This is a genomic window from Variovorax sp. V93 (assembly GCF_041154485.1).
GTDB classification, from domain to species: Bacteria; Pseudomonadota; Gammaproteobacteria; order Burkholderiales; family Burkholderiaceae_C; genus Variovorax; species Variovorax beijingensis_A.
The window spans coordinates 4,833,259-4,855,543 of the sequence record NZ_AP028669.1 but is presented as its reverse complement, the minus strand read 5'-3'; the positions used below and the strand labels follow the sequence as shown (position 1 = coordinate 4,855,543).

Genomic DNA, 22,285 nt, shown 5'->3' with positions numbered 1-22,285 from the left:
GCCGCTCAGCGCACCAGCGTCGACTTTCCGAACAGGCTCTCGATCAGTTCCACCGCCACTTCGGCAGTCTGGTTGCGCACGTCGAGCGCGGGGTTGAGCTCCACCACGTCGACCGAGCCGAGGCGGCGTGTGTCGGCGACCATTTCCATGCACAGCTGCATCTCCCGGTAGGTCGGGCCGCCGCGCACGCCGGTGCCCACGCCGGGCGCGATGCCGGGGTCGAGGCAGTCGAGGTCGAAGCTCACGTGCAGGTGGGTGTCCTCGTCCACGTCCTGCAGCGCCTCGGTCATGGTGGTGCGCATGCCGTGCTCGTCGATGTGGCGCATGTCGAACACGTGCAGGCCAAGCGTGCGGATGGCGTCCTTCTCGTCCTCGTCGACGCTGCGGATGCCGATGAAGCGGATGGCGTCGTGCTCCAGCGCCGCGCGTTCGCCGCTCCAGCCGGTGAGCGCCGCCGGCCCGTGGCCCAGCAGGCAGGACACGGGCATGCCGTGCAGGTTGCCGCTCGGGCTGGTGCTTTCGGTGTTGACGTCGGAGTGCGCGTCGAGCCACAGCACGCGCAGTTTCTTGCCCCTCTTGCGCGCATGCCAGGCCACGGCGCTGATCGAGCCGATCGCCAGGCAATGGTCGCCGCCCATCATGAGCGGCACGTGGCCGGTGCCCAGGGCGGTGTCGACGGCGGCATAGACGGAGCGGTTCCAGGCAATCACCTCGTCGAGGTGGCGCAGGCCGTTGGCCGGCGCGGTCCATGGGGTGGCGGGGCCCGCGAGGTTGCCGCGGTCGATCACGGCGAAGCCCTGCCGCGCGAGCGCCTCCGGCAGCCCGGCCACGCGCAGCGCATCGGGGCCCATGCCGGCGCCGCGCACGCTGGCGCCGACGTCGGTGGGCGCGCCGATCAGTTCGAGGGTGGTGCCATGGTCGTTGCTCATGTCGATGTCCGTCCGATGTGCTCCCACAGGTAGGCGTAGCCCAGGGCGTCCATGAAGGCCGCCTCCTTGTTGTCGGTGGCTGCGCTGTGGCCGCCTTCCATGTTCTCGTAGAAGCTGCTGTCGTAGCCCATGGCGGCCAGCTTCGCATGCATCTTGCGCGCATGCACCGGGCCCACGCGGTCGTCGCGCGTCGACGTGGTGAAGAGCGCCGGCGGATAGGGCTGGCCGGGCTTCGCGTTCTCGTAGGGCGAGAAGGCCTGGATCCAGGCCCATTCTTCCGGCTGGTCGGGGTCGCCGTATTCGGCGATCCACGAGGCGCCGGCCGACAGGTGGGTGTAGCGCTTCATGTCGAGCAGCGCCACCTCGCTCACGATGGCGCCATAGAGCCGGGGGTAGAGCGTGAGCATGTTGCCCATCAGCAGCCCGCCGTTGCTGCCGCCCATGGCGCCCAGGTGCCGCGGCGAGGTGATGTTGCGCGCGATGAGGTGCTCCGACACCGCGGCGAAGTCCTCGCAGGTGCGCAGGCGGTCGTGCTGCAGCGCGGCCTGGTGCCAGCGCGGCCCGTACTCACCGCCGCCGCGGATGTTGGCGACCACGTAGACGCCGCCCCGTTCGAGCCATGCGCGGCCGATGGCGCCGCTGTAGCTCGGCTGCAGCGAGATCTCGAAACCCCCGTAGGCGTATTGCAGCGTGGGGTTCCTGCCGTTGGCCTGCAGGTTCTTCGGGGCGATTTCGAAGTAGGGCACGCGCGTGCCGTCCTTCGAGGTGGCGAAATGCTGGCTCACGCGATAGCGCGAGGCGTCGAAGAAGGCGGGGCTGTCCTTCAGCGGCTCGGGCTCGCCGCGGCCGATGGTGCCGACGTAGAGCGTGGTCGGCTGCAGGAAGCCGCTCACGGTCAGGAAGTAGTCGTCGCTCTCGTCTTCGTCGACACCGCCGGCCGCGATGGTCGAGAGCTCGGGCGCGCCGCCCAGGCTCTCGCGCTTCCATTCCTTCGAGCCGGCCTCCGGCGTGAGCACCTCGAGCCGGTTCACCACGTCGTGCATCACGTTGAGGATCAGGTGGTGGCGGGTCCACGAATGGTCGTCGAGCGCGGTGGTGTCGTCGGGCTCGAACAGCACGGTGATCTCGCGCTGGCCGGCCATGTAGTCGTCGAAGCGCGCCGCCAGCAGCGAGCCCGGCCTGTAGGTGGCGCCGCCCACGGTCCAGGGGCTGCGCGGCTCGACCAGCATCCACTCGCGCGTGACCTCGGTGCTGGCGTCGTCGGGCACGTCGATCTTCGCCAGCCGGCCGTCGCTCGTGCGCAGCCAGGTCTCGCTGTCGTAGAAGTCCATCTGGCGCGAGACGAAGTCGCGTTCGAAGCCCGGCGTGTTGTCGCGCCAGGCGCTGGCCGTCATGTCGTCCGCGCCGCCCTCGTAGACCGTCGCCGCGCTTTCCAGCGGCGTGCCGCGCTTCCATTCCTTCACGATGCGCGGGTAGCTCGAACTGGTCATCGAGCCGGGGCCGAAATCGGTGGCCACGTAGAGATGGTCGATGTCTTTCCACGCCACGTTGCTCTTGGCCTCGGGCAGCGTGAAGCCGCTGGCGACGAACTGCTTGAGTTCGAGGTCGAACTCGCGCACCACGTTCGCGTCGGCGCCGCCGCGCGAGAGCGAGACCAGGCAGCGCTTGTAGCCGGGCTGCAGGCAGTCGGCGCCGTGCCAGACCCAGTTTTCCTTGTCGGCCTCGGCGAGCGCGTCGAGGTCGAGCACGGTTTCCCAGTCGGGCTGGGGCTTGCGGTATTCGGCCAGCGTGGTGCGCCGCCACAGGCCCTTGGGATTCTTCTTGTCGCGCCAGAAGTTGTAGAACAGCGGGCCGATCTTGCGCACCATCGGAATGCGGGCCTCGGAATCGAGCACTTCGAGGATGCCCTGCTCCATGCGCTCGAAGGCGGGCGATTGCGCGTAGCGCTGCACGGTCTTCGCGTTGTGCTGGCGGGCCCATGCTAGCTGCTCGGCGCCGTCGATGTCTTCGAGCCACTGGTGCTCGTCGGTCTGCGTGGAAGCGGTGGATGTCATGGGCGCAGTGTACGAATCCGCCGTGAAGAAAGGCATGCCTGCCGGCAGGGTCGGCCAAAGCTATTGAATTCATAGCGTCAACCGGCCCTAGTGAAAAACCCGCGTTCGGCTGTTTGGCCTCGATGCGCGGGGCTCCCACGGGTATCCTGCCGGACGGCGCCTGGCGAACACAAGGAGACACGACACATGAAGCACCTGAGCGGTCTTGATGCCACCTTCCTGCACCTGGAAACCCCGGAGATGCCGATGCACGTCGGCTCGCTCAACGTGCTCGACCTGCCCAAGGGCTACAAGGGCGACTTCTACGAAGACGCCAAGCAGTTCATGGCCAGCCGCATCCACCTGGCCGACGTGTTCACGCGCAAGCTCGCGCTGATGCCCTTCGACATGACCAACCCGGTGTGGGTGGCCGACGACGACATCGACCTCGACTACCACGTGCGCCACATCACGCTGCCCAGGCCCGGCACCAACCGGCAGCTGCAGCAATACGTGGCGCGCCTGCATTCCACCTTGCTCGACCGCAGCCGGCCGATGTGGGAGTTCTTCATCATCGACGGCCTGAAGAGCGGCCAGGTGGCGCTCTACACCAAGGTGCACCACGCGGGCATCGACGGGCAGGCCGGCGTGGCGCTCGGCAAGGCCATCTTCGACCTCGAGCCCACCGGCCGCGTGGTCAAGCCGCCGCGCGCGCGTCCGCGCAGCAGCGGCTACCAGCTCGGCATGGCCGAGCTCGCGACCGCGGCGCTGCGCAACACGGCGCAGCAGTACGTGAAGCTCTTCAAGATGGCGCCGGCCATTGCGCGCGCGCTCGGCGGCCTCGCCAGGCCCGACGAAAAAGCGGCCGAGAAGGACGCCGCCACCGCGCCGAAGAAGTTCAACCTGTTTGCGCCGCGCACCTCGCTGAACGTGTCGATCACCAACCAGCGCACCTTCGCGGGCCGCACCATCTCGCTGGCCGAGACCAAGCACATCGCGAAGCATTTCGGCGTGTCGCTCAACGACGTGGTGATGGCCACGGTGGCCGGCGCGCTGCGCCACTACCTGGCCGACAACAACGAGCTGCCGGCCAAGCCGCTGGTGGCCGGCGTGCCCGTGAGCCTGCGCGAAGCGGGCGACGACACGGCCAACAACCAGGCCAGCATGATCCTCGTGAGCCTGGCCACCGACATCACCGACCCGGTGCAGCGGCTGAAGGCCATCAACGCATCGTCGAACAGCTCGAAGTCGACCATGAACCGCTTCAAGGCGGTGATCCTCGACGACTTTCCGACCTTTGCCGCGCCCTGGCTGGTGTCGGGCATCGCCTCGATGGTGGGCCGCTCGGGCCTGGTGAACCTGCTGCCGCCGGCCGCCAACGTGGCCATTTCCAACGTGGCGGGCGCGCCGTTCCCGATGTACTTTGCGGGCGCGCTGGTCACCAGCTACTACCCGGTGTCGATCGCCAGCCACGGCACCGCCCTCAACGTCACGGTGCAGAGCTACAACGGGCGCATGGACTACGGCCTCATCGCCTGTCGCCGGGCCGTGCCCGACATCACCGAGATCGGGGACTACATGCTGGCCGAGCACCAGCTGCTGCTGGGCCTGACGCAGACGCACCCGGCGGCGGCGGGCGCGGCGCCCGCGAAGGCAGCGGCGGCTCCCGAGCCCGCCCCCGCCGTGAAGGCGGCGCCCAGGCCGGTTGCAAAAAAGGCCGCCGCGAAGAAGCCGCCGGCAGCAAAAGCCCCCGCCGCCAAGGCACCGGCCGCCAAGACCGCCGCCAGGAAAACGCCGGCCAAGGCCGCCGCTCCCAAGGCGGCACCGCGCAAGCCCGCGGCGCCCCCCAAGCGCGCCAGGGCGGCCGCTGCGGCATGATCGGCAGGCGCGAGGGCCGGAAAATTGGGGCAGTTGGACTAGTTTTCCGACCGTTCTAGCTTTCCAGGCCTAGGCACTCTGGAAGAAGATCACTTCATCGCGATTCCCGTGAATCCCGTTATTCGATCAACTTCCAGGACATCCACATGACCACGCAAGCTTCCTTCTCTTCCGCCGCCATCCACGTCATCGGCCAGTACAACGACGCCGGCAAGACCCTGGTGGGTGCCTACCGCGCCGGCGTCCATCGCCTGCTCGGCGGCGCTGCCTCGCGCTACAGCGAGTTCCTGGGCAGCCGCCAGATTCCGCTGGTGAGCGAGCAGGTCAAGGCCAACCTGATCGGCGCGCAGGAAAAGATCAACGGCTTCCTGGCCAACCGCCTGGACATCGACACCGGCCGCATCGTCTCGGTGATGGACCGCGTCGCGGCGGGCACCGCGAGCGGCATCGAAACCGTGGCCGGCCGCGTGGCGCGCGTCGAATCGCCGGTCGTCACCTCTGTGGTCAAGACGCTGAATGCCCTGAACCAGCCGATCGCCAACGTGTCGGTGCAGATCGCCGACAAGGTCGCTGAAGGTGCAAGGCAGATCGAAGTGCGCGTGAGCGGCACCGAAGAAGCCAGGCCCGTGCGCAGCGTGAAGGCCAAGGCCGCTGCCGCCAAGAAGCCGGTTCGCCGCACCGCCGCCCGCAAGGCGGCCTGACCCTGGAGCAACAACGCATGGCGACCCGCCCCGATCCGACGGACGATTCCAGGAAGAAGAGGGCGGCGGCGCCTGCGAAGCCTGCCAGGAAGGTGCCCGCAGCCGGGAAGAAGGCCGCGGCACCGAAGAAGAAAACGGCGGCCGCCGCACCGGACGCTGCGCCGGGCAAGCAGGCCATCGGCGCCGAAGGCCTGCTGCGCGCCGGCCTCAAGGTGCTCGGCAACGTGCGCGACGACGTCGCCAAGCGCCAGGCCAACGTGATCGAGGGGCTGCTGGGCATCGGCCAGGGCAAGTTCGATCCGGCGGGTGCCAAGGCCGCGGTTCCCCGTGGCTTTCCGAGCCTCGACAGCTTCGGCCTGCGCAAGTTCGAGGACGTGTTCGACCAGCGCGTGGCCACCGCCCTGCAGCGGCTGGGCATGCCCAGCGCAGAAGAGGTGCAGGCACTGCGTGAAGAAGTGATCCGGCTGCGCGAGCGCCTCGCGCAACTTGAGCCCAAGAACGCCGGCCCGCGCGGCAGCGGCAAGCGCTGAGCGCCAGCAGCCCAGCGAAGCACGCAGCAGCACCAGCCGGTTGTGGCCAGTTCCAACACCACGCGCGACCGCATCCTGCAGGCCAGCCTCGCGCTGTTCAATGCGCAAGGCCTGGCGGCCGTGTCCACGCACAAGATCGCGGCCGAGCTCGGCATCAGTCCGGGCAACCTGCACTATCACTTCAAGGCCAAGCAGCTGATCGTCGAGTGGCTGTTCCGGCGCTTCGAGCAGCGGCTCGAAGTGCTCGACGGCTCCGCGGGTTCGATCACCGCCATCGACGACCTCTGGCTCGCGCTGCACCTGCGCTTCGAGGCCATCGACCAGTACCGGTTCATCTACCGCGACATGGCTTTCCTGGCCAGCGAATACCCCGCGCTCGGGCAGCGCGCGCAGGCGCTCACCGCGCAGAACCTGCTGGCCGCCCAGGCGCTCTGCGAAGGGCTGGTGGCCTCGGGCGTGATCGAGACCAGCGCCGAGCAGGCGCGCATCCTCGCCTTGCAGATGGTTTTCACCACCACCTGCTGGCTCTCGTTCGAACGCCTGGTGCCGGGGCGCGACGCGCTCGCGCAGGCCGACCCGGGATTGGCGGCTTTCTACACGCTGACCTTGATTTCGCCGTATGTTTCGAGCGAATCGAGGGCTTACCTTGATTACCTGCGGGGCAAATACCTCGGATAAAGATCGCTGTTGTCCGGCGGGGCGGTGAAACTTTGGTTCGCCATGCTCGTCCTACAGAACAAAGAACAGAAAGGAAAGCCGTCCTCATGACCACCGCCACCCGAGACCCCATCGCGGCGCCGTCGAGCCTGCTGCTGCTGGCCGAAGCGCGCGCACTCTGGGAAACGGGCGCCGGCATCGCGATGTGGCCGCTGCTGCAGCTCGCGCCGCGCGGCGACGGGCATCCGGTGCTCGTGCTGCCTGGCCTCGTGGCGGGCGACGGCTCGACGCTGGTGCTGCGCCGCTACCTGTGCAGCCGCGGCTACGACGCGCACGGCTGGGGCCTGGGCCGCAACTTCGGGCCGCGCGAAGGCGTGGAGGACGGCATGCTCGCGCTGCTGAAGTCGCTCGCCGAAAAGAGCGGGCAGAAGGTCAGCCTGATCGGCTGGAGCCTGGGCGGCGTCTATGCGCGGCTGCTGGCGTCGGCGCAGCCGGAACTGGTGCGCAACGTCATCACCCTGGGCAGTCCGTTCTCCGGCAGCCCGCGCGCCACCAACGCATGGCGCGTGTACGAGGGCGTGAGCGGCCAGAGCTCGCATGACCCGCGCCGCATGAAGTTCGTGCAGCCCACGCCGCCGGTGCCCACGACCTCGATCTTCAGCCGCACCGATGGCGTGGTCGCCTGGCGCTGCAGCCTCGAGAAGCCGGGTCCGCAGGCAGAAAACATCGAGGTGGTCGCGAGCCACCTGGGGCTGGGCGCGCATCCGGCGGTGCTCTATGCGGTGGCCGACCGGCTTGCGCAGCCGCAGGGCGGGTGGAAGCCGTTCAACCGCGGGCTGCTCGGGCCGCTGGTCTATCCCGATCCGAGCCGCAAGGCCTGAGTTCCGGCGGGGTCAGGCCCCCGCCCAGACGTCGAGCACGTAGCGCTGGTCGGCAATCATCCGGTCCATCCACGCCGCGCCGTCATGGCCATGCTCGCGCGCCAGGTCGGCCAGCGTGCGCCGCACGTCGGGCTCCATGCGCGACCCGTCGCCGCACACATAGATCACCGCGCCGGCTTCGAGCAGCTTCCACACGGCCGCGCCCTGCTCGCGGATCAGGTCCTGCACATAGACCTTGCGTTCGCCCGCGCGCGAGAACGCCGTGTGCAGCTTCATCAGGCCGCGGTGCGACCAGGCCTCGAGCTCTTCGGCATAGATGAAATCCTGCTCGGGATGGCGACAGCCGAAGAACAGCATCGCATCGCCCAGCGCCTGGCCGCGCTCGGCCTGCGCCGCGCGCTCCTGCAAAAAGCCGCGGAACGGCGCGAGGCCGGTGCCGGGTCCAATCATGACGAGCGGGCGCTGCGCATCCTCGGGCAGGCGGAAGCCCTCGGCCGTGGTCTCGCGGATCACGCCATGCACCGTATCGCCCGCTTCGGCGCGCGCCAGGTAGTTGGAGCAAACGCCCTCGAAGGTGCCGTTGCCCGAGAGCGCCGGCGCGCTCACCACGCCCACGGTGACGCTGCAGCGCCCCGGCGTCATCGCCGGCGAGGACGAGATCGAGTAGTAGCGCGGCGAGAGCGGCGACAGCATTTCGAGGAACACCGCGAACGGCAGCTGGCAGGCGCGGTGTGCCTCGAGCAGGTCGAGCAGCGACTTTCGCTTGTGCAGCACCTCGGCCCTGTAGGCCGCCTGCGAGGCTTCGTCGCTGCCCGAGAGCGCGGCGAGCTTCGGCTTGGTGACCGGGCACTCGGTGTACGCCGCGAGCGTGGCGATCTGCTTGCGCGTGGCCACGTCCTGCAGCTCGACATAGTCGCCGAGCAGGCGGTCGACCGCGATCACCTGGTCGACCGGCAGGGCCGTCTTGCGGCCCGGCTCGGCATGCAGCCGCACATGCGCGGAGCGGTCGAATCCGAAGCGCGCCATCGCGCGCTCCACCTGCGCCGGGCTGTTGCGCGGCACCACGCTCAGGTGGTCGCCGGCGCGGTAGTTCACGCCTTCGGGCAGCATCAGCTCGACGTGGCGCGTGGAGCGCCCCGCTTCGCCGGTGTTGCCGGGGCTCTGCAGCTCGCGGTTCTCGATCACGCGCAGGGCCACCGCGCCCAGCGCATCGACGAGCGCGTTCTTCTGCGGCGGCGGCAGTTCCTCGAGCGTGTAGAGCGGCTCGGCCTCGGCGGGCGTGTCGGCGCCGGACTGGATGCCGAAGGCCTTCACCAGTTCGGGCCAGAGCGCATCGCTCCAGTCCTGGAAGGCGCCGTCCATGTCCTCGCGTGCGTCGCCTTCGCCGCGCGGATGCACGCGCGCGGCGCCGAGCGCCTCCAGCCGCTCGTCGATGCGCCGCGGCACGGCCTGGTAGGTGGCGGCCCAGTCGGTGTTGCCGCAGCCGAAGACGCTGAAGCGCACACCGTTGAGCGAGTCGTCGGCCTTGTCGAGCCAGCGATGGAACTCGGCGGCGTTGTCGGGCGCCATGCCGTTGTACGAGGCGCAGACGATGGCGACGGCGCCGTTGGCGGGCAGCCGCTCGGCGTAGTCGTCGAGCGAAGCCACCTGCGTGGAGAAGCCGCGCAGCTCGCCGGCCTCGGCCAGCTGGCGCGCCAGGTCTTCGGCCGTGCCGAGGTTGGAGCCCTGCAGCACCAGCAGCGAGGTGCCGTGGCGCGCCGCCTGCGGCTTGCGCGCGGCGGGTTTTGCCGAGGTCGCTGGCGTGGCTGTTGCTGCTGCTTCCCCGTTGCCGCGTGGACGCGAGGCCGGGTCGCGCAGCAGCGCCTTGATCCTGAAATTCTCCGGCTTGATCGTGAGCGCTTCCTTGATCCTGAGCTTGTAGCCCGTGTGATCGACCAGGTTGAAGCGCTGCAGGATCATGCCCAGCGTGAGCACCGCTTCCTGCAATGCGAACTGGCGGCCGATGCAGGCGCGCTGCCCGTTGCCGAAGGGCTTGAAGGCATTCACCGGCCGCTCGCGCTCGGCCTCGCGGCTGAAGTGGTCGGGGTTGAACTGGTCGGCATCCTCGCCCCAGATGCCCTTGTCGCGATGCAGCGCCAGCGCATGCATGATGACCATGTTGTTCTTCTTGATCGTGTACTGGCCGCCGATCTTGGTGTCTTCCTTGGCGCGCATCGAGATCGCGGGCGCGGTCGGGTACAGGCGCAGCGATTCCTTCAGCACCTGCATCACGTACTGCAGCCGGTTGACCTGCGCGTAGGTGGGCTTTTGCGTGGTGTCGCCGCCGAACACGCTGTCGACCTCGGCCTGCGCCTTGGCCAGCGCCTCGGGGTTCTTCAGCAGGAAGTAGATCGCGAACGAGAGCAGGCCGCTGGTGGTCTCGTGCCCCGCGATGAGGAATTCGATGCACTCGTCGCGGATCATCTTGTCGGTGAGCTTCTCGCCGCTTTTCTTGTCGACGCCCGCGATCATGTAGCTCAGCAGGTCGGGCTTGGTGGCGATGTCGGCCCCGCTCGCGCGGCGCTCCTGGATGATGTCTTCCACCATCTTGTGCATGAAGCGGATGTCCTTGCGCTGCTGGGCGAGTTCCTTCTTGAGCATGAACTCTTCCAGCGGGAGGCCGCGGCGGTTCTGCACCGTTTCCAGCGTGCGCACCATCGCATCGACGAAGGGATGGAAGCCCTCGCGGTAGAAGGAATTGAAGCGGTAGCCGAAGCCGCACAGGCCGATGGTGTCGAGCGTGAGCGCGGTCATGTCGCGTACCACGTCCACCTCTTCGTCGAAGTTCAGGCGCTCCCACTTGGTGACCAGCTGGCCCGCGATGTCCAGCATCATCGGGTGGTAGGCCTGCATGGCGCGCTGGCTGAAGTTGGCCAGCAGGATGTTGTGCGGCTTCGACCAGGTCTCCTCGTGCGTGTCGGAGGTGAAGAGCCCGTGCGATGCCGCGCGCAGCCGGCGCAGCGCGCCGCGCGTGCTCTTGTCGAAGCGCGCCTCTTCGCAGAGCTCGTCGACCAGCGCGGGCGATGACACCACGATCACCGGCATGCCCGGCATGTCGAGCCAGTAGATGCCGCCGAGGTCCTGCGCGATCTTCCACATGTCGAGCACGGGGGAGTCGGAGCCGATCGACAGCAGGTTGCCGACGAACGGCTTCTTCGCGGGGTGCGGGATCGGGTAGAGCGAGTTTTTGCCTGCCATGGGGTGCTGTGCCTTTGGAGTGGACCCGCTTCGGAGATTCCGGCGTGTGACCCGGAGTATCCCGAGGGCACCGGTGGGGGGCAGGACGGGGTTTCCCTTAGGCTGGTTCAGTGCCTTTGTTCGGGGCGCCGCTGATTCAGGGCGCGCTCCCGCCGACGGGGGGACATTCGCGGAGGGGAGTACCCGGTGATCTGTGCACGCGCCCCGAAGGACTTCAGCCGCAACAGCAAGCAAAAGCCCTCAAGGCCGAACCATCTTGCATTCGGAGCCCTGTGCCAGCTCGTTGCCCGTGTAGACAGCGTCCGTCCGGAAGCCGTAGTTCGTGCCTTCCCAGCCCACCTTCACGCTCTTGCCATCGACCGGCGCAATGGTGTTGACCACCTGCGGCAGCAGCAGCTGGTGGTCCTCGGCGCGCATGCGGATCGGCCCCACCACCGAGTCGTAGCTCATGTCCTCGAGCGCACGCGCCACCTTCACCGTGTCGGTCGAGCCGGCCTTGTTGATCGCGGCGGCCAGCAGGCGCGGCGTGAAGTCGATGCGCGGCGCGAGGAAGTCCTTGCCCGTCTTGGCCTTGTAGGCCTTGGCCAGCGCGTCGGCGCGCGGCGTGTCGGCCTGCCCCGGATGCCACTCGGCGACCCAGGTCAGCTGCCCGAGTTTGGCCTGCGACACCGCCAGCACCGTGCCCGGCACCGAGCCCGCGCTGTGGTTGAAGTAGCGCAGGTTGTAGCCGGCATCGCCCGCGGCCTTGAGCAGCAGCGTCATGTCCTGGCCCCAGTTGCCGGTGATGACCGAGTCGGCACCGCTTTGCTTGATGTTCGCGATGTAGGGCGAGAAGTCCTTCACCCGGCCGATCGGATGCAGCGTTTCGCCGACGAACTGCACGTCGGGCCGCGCCAGCCCCACCAGCTGCCTGCCGTAGCTCGCCCACTGCTTGCCGTGGGCATAGTCCTGGTTCAGCAGGTAGACCTTCTTCACGTCGGGCGTCTTCTTGATGTAGTTGGCCAGTGCCTTCATCTTCATCGCCGTGTTGGCCTCGGTCTGGAAGTGCCAGAAGCTGCAGCCCTTGCCCGTCATCTCGGGGTCGATCGAGGAATGGTTCAGCACGAGCAGCTCCTTGCCCGGGTTGCGCTGGTTCCAGCGCGCCACCGATTGAACGAGCGCGGTCACTACCGAGGAGCCCGATCCCCCCGTGACGATGGCCCTGGCGCCCTGGTCGATGGCCGCCTGCAGCGCGCTCTGGCTTTCCTGCGCCGAGAGCTTGCTGTCGAACTGCAGCAGCTGCAGCTTCGTGCCGCCGAGCACGCCGCCCTTGGCGTTGATCTCCTCGATGGCGTACTGCGTGTGCGTCAGCATCAGTTCGCCCACGTTCGCGAACGGCCCCGAGAGCGGGTCGATGTAGGCGATCTTGTAGGTGGGCTGCTGGGCCTGGGCGCTTCCGGCAACGGCCAGCAGGCAGGCGAGGGCGATCGGCGCCAGAGGCGCATGCTTGTACTTCATGGTTTGTCTCTAGTTTCTTGTGGTCAGTGTTGGGTGCGCAGGCCGATCACCCGGCTCGCGAGCTTCGTGAGCTCGGCCGCCACCTCGTCGGGCGAGAGGCGCCCGTTCGGCCGGTACCAGCTGTAGAGGAAACCGGGCAGGCTGCAAGCCGCCAATGCGGTGATCTTGGTCTCGGCGAAGTCCAGGTCGCCGTCGCGGCGCGCCTCCTCGAGCAGCGGGCACAGCAGGTCGTAGAAGTGATGTGCGAGCTTCTTCTGCGCCGCGATGTATTCGGGCCGGTACACCTGCGGCTCGCGGTACGGAAAGAAGGCGCAGGGGTGGTGCGCAATGGTGGCGCGGATCAGGCGCTCGATGCCTTCGAGCACCTTCTCGCTCGCGCGGCGCGGATCGCCGGCCGCAAAGTCGAGCGCGGTGAAGCAGTCGACCGCGGGACGCCAGGACAGCGTTTCGAAGATCTCCTGCTTGTCGCGGAAGTAGTAGTACACGAAGGGCTTGGTCACGCCCAGCGCACGCACGATCTGCGCCATGGTGGTGTTGGCGTAGCCCTGCGCCGCAAAGAGCTGCGCCGCCGCCTGCAGGATGCGCTCGCGCTGCAGGTCGGTGCCCTGCGTGGCCGCGCGCTGGCGCCCGGTGCCCTGCGGAAGGTGCGGCTGTGCCGTGGTGGTGGCCGAGGTTGCGGCCTTGCCAGAGGGTTTGTGCCGTGTCGCGGAAGTTATACCCATGGGTAGGATTGTTGGTGCACCATGCACCCATTGGCAAGCGCCTGGCTCCTGCAGCCGGCTATCGATAACCCTGAGAAAGTGACGCCATGGAGACATTGCCCGACCGTCCGCAACAGCCCCTGCACGAGTACCTGCGTGCCCACGCGCGCGAGCGCGGCGAGCGCCCGGCCTGCATCTGGTACGGCCATGCCATGAGCTGGGTGCAGCTCGACCGCGCGAGCGACGCCTTCGCGGCGCGGCTGCAGGCCATCGGCGTGAAGAAGGGCGAGCCGGTGGTGCTGTTCCTCAACAACTGCCCGCAGTACCTGGTCGCGCATTTCGGCATCCAGAAGATCGGCGCCATCGTCTGCCCGGGCAGCCCGCTCAACAAGGAGCACGAGCTGGCCTACCAGGTCAACGACCTGCAGGCGCGCGTGATCGTCGCCGCCGCGCCGCTGCTGCCGGTGGTGCGCAAGGTGCAGCCGCAGAGTGCGCTCGTGCATGTGTTCGTGGTGCACTACGCCGACCTGCTGCCCGAAGACCCCGTGCCCGACCTTCCCGCAGAACTGCTCGCGGAGCGCAGCGCCCTGCGCAGCATGCCCGAGGGGTGCGAGGACTTCCTGGCCGTGATGCAGGGCGATGGCGCGCCGCAGCCCGTGGCCATCGGCCTCGACGACGTGGCGCTCATGACCTACACCTCCGGCACCACCGGGCTGCCCAAGGGCGCGATGCTGAGCTACGGCAACGCGCTGTTCAAGACCCGCGCCGCCGCCGATTGCAACGGCGTGGCCGGCGACGATGTGCTGCTTTCCATCGCGCCGCTCTATCACATCGCCGGCATGCTGATGGGGGTGAACGTGCCGGTGCTCAGTGGCGCGGCGTCGGTGCTGCTGCACCGCTTCGATCCGCGCGCGGTGCTGCAGGCCATCGCGCGCTACAAGGTGAGCTGGTGGTACAGCATCGCGCCGATGAACGTGGCCTGCATGCAGGTGCCCGACATCGCGGGCTTCGACCTCTCGAGCCTGCGGCGCAATCCGGTCACGAGCTTCGGCATCGCCTTCACCGAGCCGCTGGCCGCGCAGTGGCGCGCGCATGCGCCCAACTGCACGTCGTTCGAGGCCGCCTACGGGCTCAGCGAAACCCACACCTGCGACACCTACACGCCGCACCATGCGCCGCGCTGGGGCACGCAGGGCGTCGCGGTGCCGGGCGTGCGCATTCGCATCGTCGACCCCGAGACGCAGGCCGACCTGCCCGCGGGCGAGGTGGGCGAGATCGTGCTCGCCAGCCCCGGCTCCTTCAAGGGCTACTGGAACAAGCCCGAGGCCACGGCCGCCACGCTGCGCAATGGATGTGTGCACACCGGCGACATGGGCAAGCTCGATGCCGATGGCTATCTCACCTTCATCGGCCGCTTCAAGGAGATGATCAAGGTCTCCGGCTACAGCGTGTTCCCGGAAGAGGTCGAGACCATCCTCATCAAGCACCCCGCGGTGGCCCAGGCCGCGGTCATCGCGCAGCCCGATGCCGAGAAGGGCGAGGTGGTCAAGGCCTTCATCGTGCGCAAGCCCGGCGCGGCGCTCGAGGCTGACGCGCTCATGGCCTGGGCGCGCGACAACATGGCCAGCTACAAGGCGCCGCGTGCCGTGAGCTTCATCGATGCGCTGCCGACGACCGGCGCCGGCAAGGTGCTGCGGCGCCTGCTGAAAGACAAAGCCTGAAAGGTTCTCCCTTGTTCTCCAAAGTCCTGATTGCCAACCGCGGCGAGATCGCGGTGCGCCTGGTGCGCGCGCTGCGCGACCTGGGCATTGCCAGCGTGGCGGTGCATGCGCGCGACGATGCAGCGGCATTGCATGTGCAGCTGGCCGACGAGGCCGTCGCGCTCGATGCGACCGGGCCTTCGGCCTACCTCGACGTTGCCGCGCTGATCGGCGTGGCGAAGGCGCAAGGCTGCGACGCGGTGCATCCCGGCTACGGCTTCCTGAGCGAACGCGCGGACTTCGCGCAGGCCTGCGCGGATGCGGGGTTGGTCTTCATCGGGCCCGCGCCCGAGCAGCTGGCGCTGTTCGGCGACAAGGCGCGCGCGCGCGCACTCGCCACGCAGTGCGACGTACCCGTGATGCCTGGCAGCGCCGGCGCCGTGACGCTCGCGCAGGCGCAGGCCTTCTTTGCCGAGCAGCAGGCGCAAGGTGCCGCGGGCGTGATGATCAAGGCCATTGGCGGCGGTGGCGGGCGCGGCATGCGCGCCGTCATGAACGCGGACGAGTTGCCCGAAGCGCATGCGCGCTGCGTGTCCGAGGCCAAGGCGGCCTTCGGCGTCGAGGGCGTGTACGTCGAGCGGCTGATGCACCACGCGCGGCACATCGAAGTGCAGGTGCTCGGCGACGGCCAGGCCGTGGCCAGCCTCGGCGAGCGCGAATGTACCCTGCAGCGGCGCTTCCAGAAGCTGGTGGAGATCGCGCCCAGTCCTTCGCTGCCCGATGCGCTGCGGGCCGCCATCACGCAGGCCGCGCTGCGCATGGCCAGGGCCGCGGGCTATCGCAGCCTGGGCACCTTCGAATTTCTCGTCGATGCCGCATCGGCCACGCTCCCCTTCGTCTTCATCGAGGCGAACCCGCGGCTGCAGGTCGAGCACACGGTGACCGAGGCGGTGACCGGTCTCGATCTTGTGCAGCTGCAGATGGCGGTGGCAGCCGGACAGCCCTTGAAGGCGCTCGGCGTGGAAGCCGACCGGACGGCGGCGCAGCGCGGGTTCGCGGTGCAATGGCGCATCAGTGCGGAGACGCTCGATGCCCATGGCAACGCGCGGCCCTCGGGCGGGACACTTGCACGTTTCGATCTGCCGAGCGGGCCTGGCGTGCGTGTCGACACGCACGGCTACGCGGGCCTTGCGCCTTCGCCGCATTACGACACGCTGCTTGCCAAGCTGATCGTGCATTCGCCGTCGCCGCGTTTTTCCGATGCGCTGCGGCGCTCGTTGCGCGCACTCGACGAATGCCATATCGATGGCATCGCGACCAATCTCGCGTTGCTGCGTGCCATTGCGGCACGGCCCGAGTTCGCGACGCAGGCGGTGCACACGCGCTTCGTCGAGGCGCATCTGGGCGACCTGCTGGCAGCCGCGGCATCGCTTGAAAAGCATGCGAAGAAGATCGCACCTGCCGCCACGCAGGCGACGGGGTCTGCAGCCGATGAATCGGACGATCTGACGATCAAGGCCCCGATCCCCGCGAAGCTGGTGCAGTTCGAAGTGACGGTGGGCGATGTGCTGCCTGCCGGCGCGCAGCTCGGTGTGCTCGAAGCCATGAAGATGGAGCACCTGCTGCACGCGCCGGTCGCGGGCCGCGTGGTTGCGCTGCTGGCCGAGCCGGGCGACTACCTCGTCGAAGGCCAGTCGCTGCTGCGGCTGGAAGCGGTCGATGCGCAGGCCGTGGAAGCCGAGGCGCGCACCGCGCAAGACCTCGATGCGATCCGCCCCGACCTGCAGAAGGTGGTCGACCGCCATGCCTTCACGCTCGATGCCAACCGCGGCGCGGCCGTGGCCAGGCGGCATGCACAGGGCGGGCGCACCGCGCGCGAGAACATCGCCGACCTGTGCGACACGGCCTCCGACCCCGGCAGCTTCATCGAATACGGCGCACTCGCCATCGCCGCGCAAACGCGCCGCCGCACGCTCGAAGACCTGATCGCCAACACGCCGGCCGACGGCATGGTCACGGGCCTGGGCAGCATCAACGCGAAGCAGTTCGGCCCCGAGGCCTCGCGCTGCGCCGTGCTGGCCTACGACTACACGGTGCTGGCCGGCACGCAGGGCATGCGCAACCACCACAAGACCGACCGCATGCTGTCGATCGCGCACCAGCTGAAGCTGCCGGTGGTGCTGTTCGCCGAAGGCGGCGGCGGGCGGCCGGGCGATACCGACATGCCGATCGTCGCGGGCCTCAACAACCACACCTTCAGCCAGTTCGCGGCGCTCTCGGGCAAGGTGCCGGTGGTGGGCATCGTGCATGGCCGCTGCTTCGCGGGCAATGCCGCGCTGCTGGGCTGCGCCGACGTGATCATCGCCACCAGGGGCAGCAACATCGGCATGAGCGGCCCGGCCATGATCGAGGGCGGCGGGCTCGGCAGCTTCGCGCCCGAGCAGATCGGGCCGAGCAGCGTGCAGTCGCGCAACGGCGTGATCGACATCCTGGTGGAAGACGAAGCGGCGGCAGTGGCTGCAGCGAAGCAATACCTCTCGTATTTCCAGGGGGCGGTGAGCGACTGGCAGTGCGCCGACTCGCGCGCGCTGCGCCATGTGGTGCCCGAGAACCGGCTGCGCGTGTACGACGTGCGCGCCGCAATGCGCGGCGTGGCCGACACCGGATCGTTGCTCGAACTGCGCGCCGGCTTCGGCGCGGGCATCGTCACCGCGCTGGCACGGATCGAGGGCAAGCCGGTGGGGCTGATGGCCAACAACCCGCATCACCTGGGCGGCGCGATCGACGTGGAGGCGGCCGACAAGTCGGCGCGCTTCATGCAGCTTTGCAACGCGCACGGGCTGCCGATCGTCTCGCTGTGCGACACGCCCGGCTTCATGGTCGGCCCCGAGATCGAGGCGCAGGCGCAGGTGCGCCATGTCTGCCGCATGTTCATGGTGGCCTCGCACCTGCGCGTGCCCTTTTTTGCCGTGGTGCTGCGCAAGGGCTATGGCCTGGGCGCGCAGGCCATGACGGCCGGCGGCTTCGATGCGCCGGTGTTCACGGTGGCCTGGCCGACCGGCGAGTTCGGCGCGATGGGGCTCGAGGGCGCGGTGCGCCTGGGCTACCGCAAGGAACTCGCCGCGGTGCCCGAAGGCACGGAGCGCGACGCATTGTTCAGGAAGCTCGTGGCGCAGCAGTACGCCAACGGCGAAGCGATCCACATGGCACAGACGCTCGAGATCGATGCGGTGATCGATCCCGCCGAAACCCGCACCTGGCTGGTGCGCGGACTCGCTTCCGCGGGGCGTTCCATGCAGGCGGCCTCGCCCTACGTGGACACTTGGTAACCATGCACTAAACCTCGTCACATGCAATGGCAAGGGGGCTCCGTAAACTGAGTCGCTTTGCGCATGAAACTGGGTTCGCATCGGCTTTCTGTTCTTCGCGAAGGTGCGCTGCGGCATTGGATGGCCGCGGTCGGTTGCCTGCTGTTCGCCGTTGCAGTGGCGGTGCAGGCCGTCCAGCCAGGTGCGGGTGGGCAGCCGCAGCCGAAGCAGCCGGTCGAGGCACACTGGGTGGCCGGCTGGGCGGCCGCGCCGGTGGACTTCCGCGAACTCAGTGCGAATCCGCTCCTCACGGCTGCGGCACCCCGGCCCGGCGGCGATGCGTTCCACGGACAGACGCTGCGGCAGCAGTTCGAGTCTGCGCTGCGCGGCGAGCGCGTTCGCATCCGCTTTTCGAACCGTTTCGGCAAGGCGCCCCTGCGCATCGCCGAGGCCAGCGTGGGGCAGGGCACCGGTGGCGGCGCGGTCTCGCCGGCCACACTGCGCAAGCTGCGCTTCGGCGGGCGCGTAAGCACGGTCGTCGCGCCGGGTGCCGAAGTCTGGAGCGATGGTGCCGACCTGAAGGTCGAGGCCGGGCAGGCGGTGGCGGTGAGTGCCTTCTTCGATCGCGCCGTGCCCTTCGCGACCGTCCACCTGCGCTCGCCCGACGCGAGCTGGGTGGCTCGCGGCAATGCCATTGCAACACCCAGGCTGCACGACGCCGCGCCCTTGCCGCTGAACCACATCGTGACGGGCTTCGACGTGATGACCACGCAGCCCGTGCGAACGGTGGTGGCCTTTGGCGACTCGATCACTGCGGGCGGCGGCGAGGCGGGCGACGGCTCATACCCCGAACTGCTCGCCACGCGCCTGCGCAACAGCCCTTCGGCGGCGCAGGCGGTCTCGGTGCTCAACATGGGCATCGGCGGCAACCGCTTGCTGGTCGACGGCATCGGCCCCAACGGCTTGTCGCGTTTTGCGCGCGATGCGCTCGGACAAAGCGGCGCGACGCACGTGATGATCCTGCTGGGCACCAACGACATCGGCCGCAGCGTGTTCGTCCTGCCGGGGCGGCCGACGCCGGAGCACGAGGTCGCGACGGCAGAGCGCATCACCGACGGCCTGCAGCAATTGGTCAAGCAAGCCCGCGCCAAGGGCGTGAAGGTGCTGATCGGCACCGTGCCGCCGTTCGGGAACACGCCCTACTGGACGGAGGCGACCGAGGCCATGCGCGGCGAGGTCAACCGCTGGGTCCGCAGCCGCCAGGACGTGGACGGCGTGATCGATTTCGACGCCGTGCTGCGCGACCCCGCCAATCCGACGATGTTGAACCCGCTCTATGACAACGGCGACCACCTGCATCCCAACAAGGCGGGCCATGGCGCCATGGCCGCGGCCGTCGACCTTCGCGAACTGCAGGAGTAGCTGCGGGAGTAAGTGCCAACAAAGGCACTGCTTGAGGCGACACACCTTTACACAATGTCCCGTCGAGTGCTTACAGGCGCTTCACACGGCCTCGTCAGCATGAAGGCTCCAACCACTCATGAGGGGACACCCATGAAAAAACTCGCAATCACCCTTTCCATCGCGGCCGCTTCGCTGCTCTCGGTGGGAGGCGCACTGATGGTGCCGACAGCCGCCCAGGCGCAGCCCGGTGTGTTCGTCGAGGTGCCGCCGCCGCCGCCTCGCTTCGAGCGTCCGCCGCCGCCGCGCCGTGGTTACGTGTGGGCCCCGGGGCACTATGAATGGCGTGGTGGGCGCCATGTGTGGGTCCGGGGCATGTGGGTGCGCGCCCGTCCGGGCTATGCCTACCGTCCGCCCGAATGGCGCGAACGCGATGGCCGCTGGGAATACCGCCGCGGCGAGTGGGACCGCGATCGCGACGGCGTGCCGAACCGCTACGACCGTCGTCCGGACAATCCGAACCGCAACTGACCCGCGGTATTCCTGAATGGGCTCCGCCTACCGGAACACGACCGTGCGGTGCCCGTTCAGCAGCACGCGGTGCTCGCTGTGCCATTTCACGGCGCGCGCGAGCACCTGGCTCTCGGTGTCGCGGCCGCGGGCCGTGAGGTCCTCGACCGTGTCGGTGTGGTCGGCGCGCGCCACGTCCTGCTCGATGATCGGGCCCTCGTCCAGATCGGCCGTCACGTAGTGGGCGGTCGCGCCGATGAGCTTCACGCCGCGGTCGTGCGCCTGGTAGTAGGGCTTGGCACCCTTGAAGCTCGGCAGGAACGAGTGATGGATGTTGATGGCCCGGCCGGCCAGGCTCTGGCACAGGCCGTTGCTCAGGATCTGCATGTAGCGCGCGAGCACCACGAGCTCGGCGCCTTCGGACTCGATGATCTCCAGCTGCCGGGCTTCGCCCTGCGCCTTGGTGGCGGCCGTCACGGGAATGTGATGGAAGGGCACGTTGTAGCTGGCGGCCAGCTGGTAGAAGTCGCGGTGGTTCGAGATGATGGCGCGCACGTCGATGGCCAGCAGCCCGCTCTTCCAGCGGAACAGCAGGTCGTTCAGGCAGTGGCCTTCCTTGCTGACCAGGATCACGGTCTTCATCGGCTCGGCTGCGGCATGCAGCTGCAGGCTCATGCCGAAGCCGGCGCCGAAGGTGGCGAGCTGTTCGCGCAGCGCCGCCTCGGGGTGGTCGCTGCAGGCGAAGCGCACGCGCATGAAGAACAGGCCCGTGTCGTGGTCGTTGTACTGGGCGGCTTCCTCGATGTTGCCGCCGCGTTCGAGCAGAAAGCCCGAGACGGCATGCACGATGCCCGTCCGGTCGGGGCAGGAGAGGGTCAGGATGTAAGCGGGCGTAGTGGTCGTCATGAGGGGCACGATTGTCGCAGGGGTGCCAGAATGCCGTTTTTTGGTGCGCGTTAAGCAGGAGCAACCGATGGCTTATCAGGACCTCAACATGGGCAACCAGTGGCTGCCCTTCACCCCCAACCGCCACTTCCAGAAAGACCCTCGCGTCTTCGTGGCCGCCGACGGCATGGAATTCACCACGCACGACGGCAAGAAGGTGATCGACGGCATCTCGTCGCTGTGGTGCGTGGGTGCGGGCCACAACCGAAAGCCGATCAACGAGGCAATCAAGAAGCAGCTCGACACGCTCGACTACGCCACCGCCTTCCAGGTCAGCAACGACAAGGCCTTCAAGGCGGCCGAGATGATCGCCTCGCTGGCGCCCGGCGACCTCAACAAGGTGCTGTTCTGCAATTCGGGTTCCGAGGCGGCCGACACCTCGATGAAGGTGGCACTGGCCTACCACCGCGCGCGCGGCGAGGGCCACCGCAACGTGTTCATCGGCCGCGAGAAGGGCTACCACGGCGTGGGCTTCGGCGGCATGTCGGTGGGCGGGATCCCGGGCAACCGCAAGGTGTTCGGCTCGGCCTTCCTGCCGCGCGTGGACCACATGCGCTTCATCCACGATCCGGTGAATCATGCCTACATCCACAACGAGGAGCCGGTGTGGGCCGAAGACCCGCTGGTGGAGCTCGAAACGCGCATCCTGCCGCTGCACGACCCGAGCAACATCGCCGCGATCATCGTCGAGCCGGTGGCCGGTTCGGCCGGCTGGTACCTGCCGCCCAAGGGCTACCTGAAGCGTCTGCGCGAGATCTGCGACAAGCACGGCATCCTCCTGATCTTCGACGAGGTCATCACCGGCTTCGGCCGCATGGGCACCAACTTCGCGTCCGACTACTTCGGCGTGGTGCCCGACATGCTGAACTTCGCCAAGTGCGTGACCAACGGCGTGATTCCGCTGGGCGGCGTGATCTGCCGCGACAAGCTCTACGACGCGATGATGAAGACCGACGCGCCCGAGCACGTGGTCGAGTTCTTCCATGGCTACACCTACTCGGGCCATCCGGTGGCCTGCGCCGCCGCCATCGCCACGCTTGACCTGTTCAAGCAGGAGAACCTGTTCGCGCGCGCCGGCGAAATGGGCAAGGTGCTGGGCGATGCCTTCCACAGTACCTTCAAGGGCCTGCCGAACGTGGTCAGCATCCGCAGCCTCGGCCTGGCCGCCGCGGTGGAGCTCGCGCCCATCGCGGGCGCGCCGGGCAAACGCGCCTACGACATCTTCCTGGACTGCTTCCACAAGGGCGCGCTGGTGCGGCCCGCGGGCGACGTGCTGGTGATCGCGCCGCCGTACATCGTGGAGAAGCAGCACATCGACACGCTGGTCAACACGCTGGCGGATTCGATCAAGAAGTTCGCCTGAGCCGGCGCGCGGCC

At 68.3% G+C, this 22,285-nt stretch carries 16 protein-coding genes; 10 read left to right on the top strand and 6 right to left on the bottom strand.

Going from position 1 to position 22,285, the window contains the following annotated elements; genetic code table 11:
• Positions 1-5 precede the first annotated feature (5 nt).
• On the bottom strand, positions 6-929 hold the full coding sequence (gene rocF / locus ACAM54_RS23020; RefSeq protein ID WP_145739810.1) for an arginase: 924 nt from the start codon (positions 927-929) through the stop codon (positions 6-8).
• Positions 926-3,019, bottom strand: a complete 2,094-nt coding sequence (locus ACAM54_RS23015; protein WP_369649036.1) for a prolyl oligopeptidase family protein — start codon at positions 3,017-3,019, stop codon at positions 926-928. Before ACAM54_RS23015 ends, rocF begins: the two co-directional genes overlap by 4 nt.
• Positions 3,020-3,169: 150 nt before the next feature.
• Here ACAM54_RS23015 and ACAM54_RS23010 point away from each other — a divergent pair, with 150 nt between their 5' ends.
• From ACAM54_RS23010 to ACAM54_RS22990, 5 genes are all read left to right on the top strand, one after another.
• Complete coding sequence (locus tag ACAM54_RS23010; protein WP_369649035.1) at positions 3,170-4,840, top strand: wax ester/triacylglycerol synthase family O-acyltransferase; 1,671 nt, start codon at positions 3,170-3,172, stop codon at positions 4,838-4,840.
• A gap of 146 nt (positions 4,841-4,986) precedes the next feature.
• A complete protein-coding gene (locus tag ACAM54_RS23005) occupies positions 4,987-5,541 on the top strand; it encodes a hypothetical protein (RefSeq protein ID WP_369649034.1) in 555 nt (184 codons plus the stop codon).
• 17 nt (positions 5,542-5,558) lie between these two features.
• The gene (locus ACAM54_RS23000) at positions 5,559-6,071 is read left to right on the top strand and encodes a phasin family protein (RefSeq protein WP_369649033.1); all 513 of its coding nucleotides are present in this window, start codon (positions 5,559-5,561) and stop codon (positions 6,069-6,071) included.
• Positions 6,072-6,113: 42 nt separating this feature from the next.
• On the top strand, positions 6,114-6,749 hold the full coding sequence (locus ACAM54_RS22995) for a TetR/AcrR family transcriptional regulator (protein ID WP_369649032.1): 636 nt from the start codon (positions 6,114-6,116) through the stop codon (positions 6,747-6,749).
• Positions 6,750-6,835: 86 nt separating this feature from the next.
• A complete protein-coding gene (locus ACAM54_RS22990) occupies positions 6,836-7,609 on the top strand; it encodes an esterase/lipase family protein (RefSeq protein ID WP_369649031.1) in 774 nt (257 codons plus the stop codon).
• A gap of 12 nt (positions 7,610-7,621) precedes the next feature.
• Here the strand turns inward: ACAM54_RS22990 and ACAM54_RS22985 are convergent, their stop codons facing one another.
• The 3 genes from ACAM54_RS22985 to ACAM54_RS22975 form a co-directional block, all read right to left on the bottom strand.
• Entirely contained in the window at positions 7,622-10,846 is a 3,225-nt protein-coding gene (locus ACAM54_RS22985) for a bifunctional cytochrome P450/NADPH--P450 reductase (RefSeq protein WP_369649030.1), read from the bottom strand.
• Between the two features lie 240 nt (positions 10,847-11,086).
• Positions 11,087-12,343 carry a branched-chain amino acid ABC transporter substrate-binding protein gene (locus ACAM54_RS22980; protein WP_369649029.1) on the bottom strand — a complete coding sequence of 419 codons (1,257 nt, stop codon included), beginning with the start codon at positions 12,341-12,343 and terminating at the stop codon, positions 11,087-11,089.
• Between the two features lie 23 nt (positions 12,344-12,366).
• On the bottom strand, positions 12,367-13,065 hold the full coding sequence (locus ACAM54_RS22975) for a TetR/AcrR family transcriptional regulator (RefSeq protein WP_145739826.1): 699 nt from the start codon (positions 13,063-13,065) through the stop codon (positions 12,367-12,369).
• Between the two features lie 86 nt (positions 13,066-13,151).
• Here ACAM54_RS22975 and ACAM54_RS22970 point away from each other — a divergent pair, with 86 nt between their 5' ends.
• The 4 genes from ACAM54_RS22970 (at position 13,152) to ACAM54_RS22955 (ending at position 19,984) form a co-directional block, all read left to right on the top strand.
• Positions 13,152-14,765 (top strand): AMP-binding protein, encoded by a 1,614-nt coding sequence (locus ACAM54_RS22970; protein WP_369649028.1) that lies wholly within the window; start codon positions 13,152-13,154, stop codon positions 14,763-14,765.
• 11 nt (positions 14,766-14,776) lie between these two features.
• Positions 14,777-18,073, top strand: a complete 3,297-nt coding sequence (locus ACAM54_RS22965) for a carboxyl transferase domain-containing protein (RefSeq protein WP_369649027.1) — start codon at positions 14,777-14,779, stop codon at positions 18,071-18,073.
• A 63-nt stretch (positions 18,074-18,136) separates the two neighbouring features.
• Positions 18,137-19,474 carry an SGNH/GDSL hydrolase family protein gene (locus ACAM54_RS22960; RefSeq protein ID WP_369649026.1) on the top strand — a complete coding sequence of 446 codons (1,338 nt, stop codon included), beginning with the start codon at positions 18,137-18,139 and terminating at the stop codon, positions 19,472-19,474.
• 132 nt (positions 19,475-19,606) lie between these two features.
• Entirely contained in the window at positions 19,607-19,984 is a 378-nt protein-coding gene (locus tag ACAM54_RS22955; RefSeq protein WP_369649025.1) for a hypothetical protein, read from the top strand.
• 27 nt (positions 19,985-20,011) lie between these two features.
• Here ACAM54_RS22955 and purU read toward each other — a convergent pair whose 3' ends face one another.
• A complete protein-coding gene (gene purU, locus ACAM54_RS22950) occupies positions 20,012-20,869 on the bottom strand; it encodes a formyltetrahydrofolate deformylase (RefSeq protein ID WP_145739832.1) in 858 nt (285 codons plus the stop codon).
• Positions 20,870-20,936: 67 nt separating this feature from the next.
• On the opposite strand from purU, the gene ACAM54_RS22945 reads away from it, so the two are divergent.
• A complete protein-coding gene (locus ACAM54_RS22945; RefSeq protein WP_369649024.1) occupies positions 20,937-22,271 on the top strand; it encodes an aminotransferase class III-fold pyridoxal phosphate-dependent enzyme in 1,335 nt (444 codons plus the stop codon).
• Positions 22,272-22,285 lie beyond the last annotated feature (14 nt).